Origin of the sequence: Roseovarius sp. CAU 1744, from assembly GCF_039839345.1 — a bacterium.
Lineage (GTDB): Bacteria > Pseudomonadota > Alphaproteobacteria > Rhodobacterales > Rhodobacteraceae > Roseovarius.
Window position 1 is genome coordinate 1 of sequence record NZ_JBDOQV010000016.1, and the last position, 4,086, is coordinate 4,086.

Below are 4,086 nucleotides of genomic sequence, written 5' to 3' on the forward strand. Positions count from 1 at the left end.
ACTCATAGAACAGCGCCGCCTGCGCTTCCTGCTTCGGTCCCATCATGGCTCATTCTCCCGCTCGTTGAGAGAATTGAATCAGCAGTTCATGCACCAATCAAGGAAGAGTTTTTCAACAAAATCCGCCCCTATTCACAATCTATCCAATAATAGGACTGGACTTCATGCGTACAGCAAGCGTGTGTGGGGTTATGAATGAGTTTGAGCGTGACGAGATATCAAAGGGGTTTGCCGATCTGATGGCAGCGCAGGAAGACGCTGCGACTCTGGCCATCGAAGGTCAATCTACGGAGCGTTCGCTCGCCTTATTGCAGGAAGACGTCAACCACCTTTGGCAAATGATGACTGGCTGCATAGGCACTCTCGCATCATTAGATCGACTGCTGGACAAAGCGGAGAAGCGAGCCATCCGCTAGAAAAGGTCTGAGAAAACCCATCCGCCCGGCAGGCCGGGCTTCACTCAGTACAAGGCGAAGGGTTGGCCTTCGCTGTAAGAGTGGAGAAAACGATGACGATTGAGATCAAGCAAGAACCCAAAGTCGCAAACATTATAGCAATCAAGGCAAAGCCCAGGCGGCAGGAACAACTCTCAAAGCTTCTGAAGCGCAAGTCAGGTGCAACGATTTCACAGATTCAAAGTGCTTTCGGCTGGCAGCCGCAAACGGCGCGGGCTGCACTTTCGACACTGCGTAAGGCCGGAACTGCTATTGAACGGTCCAACACGGACAAAGGATCAGTTTACCGTATCGTCAGTGAGGCCTGAGACGATGGATGCGGATCAGACACTCGCACTTGAACAGGCTATAGCGGCCATAGACCAGCTGGACCGCGGCAGATGCTTGGATCGATGGCGGGAGGCCTTCGACCAGCCTCCGCCAAAGCATCTCTCACTGCAGTTCATGAAACGGGTGCTGATCTGGGGCTTTCAGAACCAGATGCTGGGCGGTGTATCGGTTAAAACTGAGCGTCGTCTGAAGCAATTCGCAGCCGGGCAATCAGTGCCCGCAACAGCAAAACCGGGGTCCCACCTGGTTCGGGAATGGAACGGGCGAACCTATCAGGTTGAGGTGGTGGATGGTGGCTACGTCATGGATGGCAAGACCTGGCGGTCCTTGTCGGCCATCGCCCGACACATCACCGGTGCCCGATGGTCGGGTCCACGTTTTTTCGGGGTGCAGTGATGCGCCGCATCCGTTGTGCCATCTACACCCGCAAGAGCTCCGAAGAGGGGTTGGAACAGGATTTCAACTCTCTCGATGCGCAGCGTGAGGCCTGTGAAGCCTATATCGCCAGTCAGAAACATGAAGGCTGGGAGGTGTTGCGGGATCATTATAATGACGGGGGGATCTCGGGCGGTCATCTGGATCGCCCTGCGCTGCACCGCCTGATGCAGGCGGTGGACGAGAAACGTGTCGATCAGATTGTTGTCTATAAGATCGACCGCCTGACCCGGTCACTGGCCGACTTCGCGAAACTGGTCGACCGGCTGGATGCGGCAGAGACGTCCTTCGTCTCGGTGACACAGAGCTTCAACACCGCGACCAGTATGGGGCGCCTGACGCTGAACATGTTGCTGAGCTTCGCCCAGTTCGAGCGCGAAGTGACCTCTGAGCGCATTCGCGACAAGATCGCCGCATCCAAGCGCAAGGGCATGTGGATGGGTGGGCATGTTCCCTTTGGTTACCGAGCGGATGGACGGACGTTGAAGATCGATGAGGCCGAAGCGCCCACGATCCGAACCCTCTACGACCTCTACCGGAAACTCGGCTCTGTTCGAAAAGTGAAAGACCGCGCCGAAGCCCTTGGCTTCAAGTCTCGTAGTCGCGAACGATCATGCGGGCGAGTGTCCGGGGGCATTCCTTTCGACCGCGGTCATCTCCACCACATTCTCAGCAATCCGATCTATGCCGGGCGAATCCGGCACAAGGGGCAGGTCCATGATGGGCAGCATCCGGCCATCATCGACCCACAGGCGTGGGGCAAGGTCCAGGACCTGTTGCAAAGCGGCGCCGCAATCTCCCGCGGCTCCAGGAAAAAGGCGGCCACCTCGCCGCTGGCTGGAAAGCTCTTTGATGAAACCGGTGATCGCCTGACGCCCAGCCATAGTCGGAAGAATGGCAAGAGATTGCGCTACTACGTCTCCCGACGAGTAATTGCGGGTGGCAGCAAAGAACATCCAGATGCCTGGCGGCTGCCCGCTGAACAGGTCGAGGGGGTGCTGACCGAAATGATCAGACGCCATCTCGGAAGGCCGGATACAGCGGCATTAGTGACGCAGGATTTGCCTGCAGCCGAGATCAAGACGACCGCCGCGAGACTGACCGCTTGCATCAGCTCGACTGACTGCCTGAATTTGATCGAAAAGGTACATCTGCGTCCGGGCGCAATGCGCATTCAGCTGGACACTCTGGTTCTTGCAAAATGGCTGGACTGCCTGCCGGGACATATCAACGCATCGGAACTGACAATCGAAACTCCATTCCAGACGCGCAGGAGGGGTGTCGAGCTGAAACTGCATCTTGGTGATCCGCCGCAGGTGATCGACAAAACGTTGGTGCAGAACATTGTAAAGGGGCGCCGCTGGTTGGCGATGGTTGTTGATGGCAAGTCGTTCTCAGAAATCGCAGAGGTCGAGAACGTATCAACGCGCCGCGTCCAGGATGTCGCCAATCTCGCATTGATCGCACCTGACATTCTGGATGCCATCACGCTTGGCGAACAGCCCGATGGTCTCTCCTCCGATTACCTGATCAAGACCCGCTTCTCCGCCATCTGGTCAGAACAGCGCGCACAATTCTCCGCGCTCTGACAGCGACTCTCCCCAAACTCGTACCGCCAGAATCGCAAACAGAGACTTCGGCCCGAAAACGACCCAGAAAGCCCTACGGATCGCGTCTCACTCCACACCGCGGTACGCCAAGCGGCGGGAAACGCGCGACAATAACAGAGCAAAGCAGCAGCGCCAGAAATCAGGGAAGTGTTTGGCAGGGGCAGCAGGGTTCGAACCCGCGACCTACGGTTTTGGAGACCGTCGCTCTACCAGCTGAGCTATACCCCTAAGGCCTGCGCCGGATTACGCCACCTTGGACCGGGAATCAAGCGTCCATTCCTGACTTTTGCCGCTTGTCGGTTGATTGCCGCATCGCTTCGGCTCAGGCCGGTCTCACCTGCTCCAGCCGCGACAGGTCGGCACCGCAGATCGCAGCCTCGTGCGCGAGGATCAGTTCGATCGGCCAGTTCCACCAGGCGACCGCCTGCAACCGCGCAACCTCTGCCTCATCGAACCGCCGCCGGATCGGACGGGCCGGGTTGCCGCCGACGACAGTGTAAGGTGCCACGCAGCCGGTAACGACCGCCCCTGCCCCCACGATCACCCCATCGCCCAACTGCGCCCCCGGCAGGATGCGGGCATCGCGACCGATCCAGACATCGTTCCCGACCACGGTATCCTTTCCCGGCCCGGGCAGCGAGGGGCGATCATCGTCGAAACCCCCATCAAACACGGCAAAGGGATAGGTCGAGATTCCGTCACATCGGTGGTTCGCAGACGCGGTGATGAAAACCGCCCCGTCCGCGATCTGGCAGAACCTGCCGATCTGAAGCCGCTCGGAAGATGTGGGGAAAAGATACGGTGCCAGCCGCGCCGCCCAATCTTCCGGCGGGGTTGCGCTGCTGGCGTAACTGTATTCGCCAACGGTAATCCGCGGGTGATCCAGCACAGGTTTCAGGAACACGGTGCCGGGGTGCCGGCTGCCATCTGGTAGTTTCAGGGGAAAGCGCGTCTGCGCGTCAGGGAAGGGTCCGGGCATGAAAGGCCTCGCTCTGGCAGATAAACATCAGGTCTAAATGGTCAGGCAGGCTTGTTCACGACACTCTCCATCTCGTTCAAGGATAGCATAGCAATGAATGGCACAAAGAAAAAGGGCGCCCGCGAGGGGCGCCCCGTGTCGAACGATCCGGTCAGGGATTATTCGATGATTTTGGCGACGACGCCGGCGCCGACGGTGCGGCCGCCTTCGCGGATGGCGAAGCGCAGGCCGTCTTCCATCGCGATCGGTGCGATCAGTTCGACGGTGAACTTCAGGT

The 4,086-nt window shown here is 58.5% G+C and carries 6 protein-coding genes and 1 tRNA gene; 4 read left to right on the forward strand and 3 right to left on the reverse strand.

Features of this window, described 5'->3' with window-relative positions; translation table 11 throughout:
- Nucleotides 1-164: 164 nt before the first annotated feature.
- The 4 genes from AAFO92_RS22405 to AAFO92_RS22420 all read left to right on the forward strand — a co-directional run bounded on the left by AAFO92_RS22405 (nt 165) and on the right by AAFO92_RS22420 (nt 2,809).
- Nucleotides 165-416 carry a hypothetical protein gene (locus tag AAFO92_RS22405; protein ID WP_347539161.1) on the forward strand — a complete coding sequence of 84 codons (252 nt, stop codon included), beginning with the start codon at nt 165-167 and terminating at the stop codon, nt 414-416.
- A 92-nt stretch (nt 417-508) separates the two neighbouring features.
- Nucleotides 509-763, forward strand: a complete 255-nt coding sequence (locus AAFO92_RS22410) for a DUF3489 domain-containing protein (protein ID WP_347539163.1) — start codon at nt 509-511, stop codon at nt 761-763.
- 4 nt (nt 764-767) lie between these two features.
- Nucleotides 768-1,181, forward strand: a complete 414-nt coding sequence (locus AAFO92_RS22415) for a DUF2924 domain-containing protein (RefSeq protein ID WP_347539165.1) — start codon at nt 768-770, stop codon at nt 1,179-1,181.
- Entirely contained in the window at nt 1,181-2,809 is a 1,629-nt protein-coding gene (locus AAFO92_RS22420) for a recombinase family protein (RefSeq protein ID WP_347539167.1), read from the forward strand. Before AAFO92_RS22415 ends, AAFO92_RS22420 begins: the two co-directional genes overlap by 1 nt.
- 173 nt (nt 2,810-2,982) lie before the next feature.
- Here the strand turns inward: AAFO92_RS22420 and AAFO92_RS22425 are convergent.
- The 3 genes from AAFO92_RS22425 to AAFO92_RS22435 form a co-directional block, all read right to left on the reverse strand.
- Nucleotides 2,983-3,058: transfer RNA gene (locus AAFO92_RS22425), tRNA-Trp, on the reverse strand.
- Between the two features lie 94 nt (nt 3,059-3,152).
- Complete coding sequence (locus tag AAFO92_RS22430; RefSeq protein WP_347539169.1) at nt 3,153-3,809, reverse strand: CatB-related O-acetyltransferase; 657 nt, start codon at nt 3,807-3,809, stop codon at nt 3,153-3,155.
- A gap of 158 nt (nt 3,810-3,967) precedes the next feature.
- Nucleotides 3,968-4,086: hypothetical protein (locus tag AAFO92_RS22435; protein WP_347536385.1), on the reverse strand; the 119-nt coding region annotated here is incomplete at its 5' end.